6 protein-coding genes and 1 pseudogene are annotated in these 6,462 nt (G+C 40.7%); 1 reads left to right on the top strand and 6 read right to left on the bottom strand.

Annotation, left to right across the window (positions count from 1 at the left end; translation table 11 throughout):
- Window positions 1–121 precede the first annotated feature (121 nt).
- Window positions 122–331, bottom strand: coding sequence for a DUF3311 domain-containing protein (locus ACT3SX_RS13070; RefSeq protein WP_442062742.1), 210 nt, complete (start codon window positions 329–331; stop codon window positions 122–124).
- Window positions 332–390: 59 nt separating this feature from the next.
- A complete protein-coding gene (locus ACT3SX_RS13065; protein ID WP_442062740.1) occupies window positions 391–1,569 on the bottom strand; it encodes an amidohydrolase in 1,179 nt (392 codons plus the stop codon).
- Between the two features lie 142 nt (window positions 1,570–1,711).
- On the opposite strand from ACT3SX_RS13065, the gene ACT3SX_RS13060 reads away from it, so the two are divergent.
- A complete protein-coding gene (locus tag ACT3SX_RS13060) occupies window positions 1,712–2,605 on the top strand; it encodes a LysR family transcriptional regulator (protein WP_442062737.1) in 894 nt (297 codons plus the stop codon).
- A gap of 566 nt (window positions 2,606–3,171) precedes the next feature.
- Here ACT3SX_RS13060 and ACT3SX_RS13055 read toward each other — a convergent pair.
- From ACT3SX_RS13055 to mmsA, 4 genes and pseudogenes are all read right to left on the bottom strand, one after another.
- Window positions 3,172–3,768, bottom strand: coding sequence for a malonic semialdehyde reductase (locus ACT3SX_RS13055; protein WP_442062735.1), 597 nt, complete (start codon window positions 3,766–3,768; stop codon window positions 3,172–3,174).
- An 18-nt stretch (window positions 3,769–3,786) separates the two neighbouring features.
- Window positions 3,787–4,563, bottom strand: a complete 777-nt coding sequence (gene rutD, locus ACT3SX_RS13050) for a pyrimidine utilization protein D (protein ID WP_442062733.1) — start codon at window positions 4,561–4,563, stop codon at window positions 3,787–3,789.
- Window positions 4,564–4,668: 105 nt separating this feature from the next.
- Window positions 4,669–5,343, bottom strand: a pseudogene (ribB, locus tag ACT3SX_RS13045) (3,4-dihydroxy-2-butanone-4-phosphate synthase); the annotation flags it as partial.
- Between the two features lie 148 nt (window positions 5,344–5,491).
- Window positions 5,492–6,462 (bottom strand): CoA-acylating methylmalonate-semialdehyde dehydrogenase (gene mmsA, locus ACT3SX_RS13040; protein ID WP_444761773.1); only part of this gene is annotated, 971 nt, incomplete at its 5' end.

Here is a 6,462-nt window from a genome sequence, read left to right as displayed (position 1 = left end):
CAACCACCAGTCACATACTGTTCCAGTGTCGATTTCTGACCACGTTTGGCTAAAACGCCTACTATCAAAACTAATATTAAATAACTTACAGTAATACCTGTAATGAGCATTGCAGATGAAGTCATTCGCTTTCTCCTTCAGTGTTGTAGCAAATTACCATTCCTATAAAACACATAAATAACCATGCTAAATTCCAAAAGATAAAGAAAGGCAGCCCTATTATCATAGGATCAATACGGTTAGCGATGGCTGCACCTGGCCAAATCAAAGCCAATACGCAGATGATAAAATAAACCATCATTGCAGGATGCATAGGCAGTCGTTTTTTCATAATTCCCCCTAATTAGAAACGTTCTAGATGCTGTTTCAGAATGCTAGCTAAACATTAATTTAATCGCTATTGAGTGACTGTAGTGCGATAGAAGTCAAAAGTTTGGCACCAATAGGAATTACATCGTCATTGAAGTCAAATAACGGGCTGTGCAATGGTTCAGAGTTAGGACCTGTGCCACTACCAAGAAAAATATAAGCGCCTGGGCAAGCGTTTAACATAAAGGAGAAATCCTCCCCTCCCATAGAAGGCTCTACCGTCTCATCGAGAGTACCTTGAGGAAAATCTTGCTTGATAATATTACGAACAAATTCAGCCTTTTCTACATCATTCACGGTAGCAGGAAAAACCTGCTGATAATCAAGATCAATTTCAGCACCAAAGCTAATAGCCGTTCCAGCACAAATACGTTCGACACTGGCTTGGATACGCTCCTGATTATCTTTGGAGAAGGTTCGCACAGTACCACTTAGCAACGCTGTATCGGGAATGACATTGAATGCTGGTATCTGTCCAGCCTGAATAGAACACAGGCTTAGTACCACTGGATCTTTCGGATCAAACTCACGACTAACAATAGAATGCAAAGCAGGAATAAGTGTGCCAGCAATTCTAATAGGATCTGTGGTCAGATGAGGAGACACACCGCCATGCCCACCTTTTCCTTTGATTTCAATACCAACAATATCGACAGCTGACATAGCAGGACCGTCTAATACCGCAATTTTTCCAGCGTCAATATAAGGCCAGTTGTGAAGGCCAAATATAGCGTCCATTGGAAATTGCTGAAAAAGCCCATCTTCAACCATCTTCGCCCCACCGCCACCACCTTCTTCGGCTGGTTGAAAAACCAAATAAATGATTCCGGCAAAATTTCGATGCCCAGCTAAATACTTAGCGACTGCGATTAAAATAGTTGTATGACCATCATGTCCACAAGCGTGCATGCAGCCGTCATTTTCCGAACGATGCGCATGCTCGGACTTCTCTTGCATTGGAAGCGCATCCATATCAGCCCTCAAACCTACTCTCTTACCATTATCAGGTAAGCTTCCTTCAACAGTTGCGACAATACCAGTAATCCCCAAACCACTGACAAAGGGCAAACCCAATTCAGTTAACAGATCCTTAACATTAGATGAAGTCCTGTACTCTTCGAAACCTAATTCAGGATTGCGGTGCAAGTCACGCCGCAGACTTTTAAATTCACTCAAATGACTAGAAAAAAAACCTTCCATAAAGGCTGACTCCTAAATAAAAATTTATTTATACAAAGACATGAAGTATGTCTCTTATTTCAATCTAGCATTATTTAGGCTATGATAAAGATACCAATTTGGGCATGTCCTATGCCAAAACAGCATGGCTTAATAGGAAGATATGGATCTAAAACAGCTAGTATATTTCGATGCAGTTGTAAACGAAGGGTCTTTTTCTCAGGCAGCTCGCCAAATTTATATTGCGCAACCTGCCTTATCACGAAAAATTCGTGCATTAGAAAAAGATCTGGGCGTTAAACTACTCATACGAACATCCCAAGGGGTTCAGTTAACAGCTGCAGGAGAGGTTTTTCATAGAGACATAAAACAGATACTAAATCAGCTAACACATGCCGAACAAAAAATTCGTCTGTTTGAGCAAGGACAAGCTGGAGAGATAGTTATAGGCAGAACTGTAATGCTCCTGTGGGTAAAAGAGCTGGCGGAATTTTTTCATGTATTTCGTACTCGTTTTCCACAAGTAATTCTGAAAATGAATACGATGCTTTCTGGTCCTCAGATTAAGTCACTACAACAAGGGCAGATAGATGTAGGTTTGCTTTTTTTCCCTCCGACTGACTCTTGTCTAAATGCTATCAAAGTTCATACCGATCGGTTGGTGCTGGTGATGCACAGCAGCTCACCACTGGCCAAGAATCCTCCAAAAAAGCTAGCAGATATTGGTCAACATGACTTCATTTGGTTTGATCGAGAAGCTACCTGCAATTACCACGACCATCTAATAAATCATTTTCACCAAAATGGTTTTTTTCCTAATGTAGTCGAACGAGGTAGTGATAATGCAGCTATGCTAACTCTAGTATCATCTGGAGTAGGTTGCACTATCGTGCCAGAAATGTCGACTGTCAACTTACCGTCAAATGTTGTTTCAATTGGATTAAATGACCTTGATTTACCAATGGAGCTCATGCTGGTATGGCGACGAGGTTCAATGTCACCAACAGTTAAAAATATGATAAGTATTGCTATGGAGCATTCGTCAAACGAGGTCTGATAAATACTCTATTTTTATTGATCTTATATTGACAGGCGTAAATAAGAATATTCAAAAAGCGACTCCGTACACTGCTTGTCAAGTTATGAATTTAGTACATAACTAAACATGTTTTTTTGAACCAATCTATCTATTTAAGAGCTACTCTCTTAATATATCTCATACCATAGTTTCTGCATTTTCAACTAACTGACGGCAACGATATAAATACTAATCTATATCTTCTGCTATCAAGCATACCAAGATGTAATGCGATCATTATGGATAATGCCACATTCTATAAGAAAGCAGATGTGGGCGTGGATTAAACAGAAATGTAAAGAGTGGCGGCTAGATTACGTTGACATTTTATTCTTTGATTTCTTATAGCTGCATGCCAGTTTATGTGTTTTTTAATTATATAGTCAGCGAACTACTAAACCGCTACAGCGAGCCTTCTTAGACGTACTACTTGTACAGTCTTCAGTCGGCTGGCTTGTACCCACTTTAGCGTTCTTTGACTATACCTTTAGTCTGTACTTTCTCTCAATGTCATTTTTCCTGTCACATTGAACGGACAACCTATTTTATAAAACCTGACAAGCCTCATCAAAGTCCAATCTTGGCAGACGGCTATATAACTCATCCGGTTCGCCATAACCTATATTAATCAGTAAGTTTGAGGTCCATTTGCTATCTTTAAGAAAGGTTTTATCCACCAACTCATTATCAAATCCAGACATAGGCCCCGTGTCTAAACCCAAGCCTCTACAAGCTAAGATCAGATAAGCTGCTTGCATCGAGCTGTTTCTAAATGCGGTCTCTTTTATGAGCTCAGGGCTTGAATTAAACCAAGATCTAGCATCAGTATGTGGAAATAGCTTTAAAAGCTTCTCATAAAACTCATCATCATAAGCGACGATAACTGTGACAGGTGCTGTCATGGTTTTTTCAATATTTCCTGATGACAACGCTGGTTTCAAGCGCGCTTTAGCTTCATCAGATTTTAGAAATACAAATCTAGCAGGTGAACCGTTGGCTGATGTCGGACCCATCTTAACCAAGTCATAAATCTCCTCGATTAATGCGTTTGAGACGTCTTTTTTTTGCCAAGTATTAAAGGACCGAGCTTTATTAAATAGCTGATCAAAATCTTCGGTAGATAACGATAATGAATTATTCATAACACTTCCTAATTGATATTAAACTTTAGATAAAAATTGAAGAATTTTGCTATTGGTTGAGCAGGTTTCTGAGATGGTACTGGCATGTCCACCCGTTACCATCAACTCAAATTGGGTGTTTTGCATGTTTTCAGCCAAGGCCAGACCACGTTGCCATGGCACCAAAACATCATCCAGATTACTTAAGACTAATGTTTTATTTTTAATATTTTGAGCATTTACCAAGGGCTGATAAGCCTGTAAAGCTTTTAATCGGGTTAAGACATTCTTGACTGGAGGGAAACTCGCGATGGCTTTATTTTCTTTTTGTGTGAGTGCTTCTATGTTGTCTGAGATCCAAATCGGTGGATACAAGAATATTGCTTGAGCTCGTACAAACGCCTCGATACCTGTATTTTCTATCAAACTTTGGCGCATACTAAAACACTTAATAGTATGGGAATCTAAGCTTTCCCAACCATTTAAAACCACGATCTTATCTAATAATTCTGGCGCTTTGTGAGCGACCTCAATACCGATAAAGCCACCAAGTGCGTGACCGACAAAATGACAGTTAGACAGTCCTTCTTCCTTTAAAATGTTGATTAATTGATCTGCTAAATCTTCCATAGAATAGTTATCGGGTAAGAGCCCACTATCAGGTGATACGCCCTCTTGTTCGTAGCAAACTACATTATAATGCTCTGTAAAACACTCAATTTGAGGCAACCAAAAATCAGCATGCCCGCCTAAGCCCGAACTAAAGACAATTGTTTTTGAAGTATCGTTTTTACAAGGATATTTTTTAATTAACATATGTACCTGCCCAATTTCAGTAAAATTTAAATTGCGGTAAAAGCATCTAATGGTTTATAACGTTCTAACATTAAGTCCAATTTACTAAATAAATTCAACGGTACACTCATCGCTGTCATAGTAATCATACGTTAGCGCTTCTTCAAAATTATTAGCGGTGTGTTTAGCAGTCTCTTGACACTCAATATATTTAATCAGCTCATCGATAGTACCTATCTTTAAGTTATGAGTATCGGCAAATTTAACTAAATCGTTTCTACGAGCCATTTCACCATCTTTATTAATGATCTCTACAATGGCCGCCGCAGGCTCTAAACCAGCCAACCTAGCTAAGTCGCAACCAGCCTCAGTATGTCCTGCCCGCTCTAAGACACCGCCCTCTTTCGCCATTAGTGGGAAAATATGTCCTGGGGTCACTACGTCCTCAGAGGTAACGTCTTGAGACACAGCCGTTCTGATAGTCTGAGCTCTGTCCGCCGTTGATATTCCAGTACTAACACCTTTTGCTGCATCAATTGAAACGGTAAAATTCGTACTATAAGGTGCTTGGTTGTCTTCGCACATCAAAGGTAAGTTCAATTTTTTGCAACGCTCGGCAGTCAAGGTCAAACAGACCAAACCTCTTGCATGTGTAATCATGAAGTTGATATCTTCAGGCTGGGCTAAAGAGGCTGCCATAATCAGGTCACCTTCGTTTTCCCTATCCTCATCATCCATGAGTATGACCATCTTCCCTGCTTTAATATCTGCAATGATTTCTGGCATGGTATTGAAATTCATAAAATTCACCATTTGGTTTTATATATTTTTATCTAGAGCGTGTTGTCAATTAAAAAACTAATGGATCATAAGCTACCGTCTATCTGGTCTTATGCTTTAATCAATCACACGCTCTAATATCATTTACTAAGTTTGATAGATCCCATACTTATTTCATAGATATAGTGGTATTTACGCCTTCACTGGCATCTTCATCGAACCAACGCGATATCACTGTTTTAGTCTGAGTATAGAACTGCACCGCTTGCTTGCCATAAGGACCTAGGTCACCGAGCTTACTGGCTCTAGACCCTGAAAAAGAAAACATAGGTAGCGGTACTGGAATTGGTAAATTAATACCGACTTGTCCGACGTCTATATGTTGTTGGAATTTATGCGCATGGGCGCCAGACTGGGTGAAGATGGCCGTGCCATTACCATTCGGATTAGTATTGATAATTTCGATGGCTTCCTCAAGTGTGTCGGCATACATAATGCACAGGACAGGACCAAAAATCTCTTCGGTATAACAGCCCATATCCGCTGTCACATTGTCTAAGATAGTTGGCCCCACAAAGTTACCGTCTTCGTAACCTGCTACCTGACAACCACGACCATCTAGTCTGAGGGTTGCTCCTTCATCAACGCCCGCTTGGATTAAGCGCTCTACACGTGCTTTGGCTTGCTTAGATATTAATGGGCCCAAATCTTTGTCGTCCTTGCCAGCGGATACCACCAGCTGAGCTGATTTTTCTACAATGTCATCCACCCATTGCTTAGATTCACCAACCAACACGACGACAGACAGTGCCATGCAGCGCTGTCCTGCTGCACCAAATGCTGCGCCTGCTAACTGGTTCAGAGACTGCTCTCTATTCGCATCAGGCATGATGACGGCATGGTTTTTCGCGCCCATCATACATTGCACACGTTTACCAGCCTGACCTGCACGGTCATATACATGCTTGCCCACTGCGGTTGAGCCAACAAAAGACATCGCTTTTATATCTGGGTGATCACACAGCGCATCTACTGTATCTTTACCGCCATGGACAACATTTAACACCCCTTTTGGTATACCTGCCTCAAGAGCCAACTCGACCAATCTCATGGTAACGATTGGGTTTTGTTCAGAAGGTT

It is taken from the genome of Psychrobacter sp. AOP31-B2-9 (assembly GCF_052378005.1).
Lineage (GTDB): Bacteria > Pseudomonadota > Gammaproteobacteria > Pseudomonadales > Moraxellaceae > Psychrobacter.
This window is presented reverse-complemented; position numbering and strand designations above follow the sequence as displayed.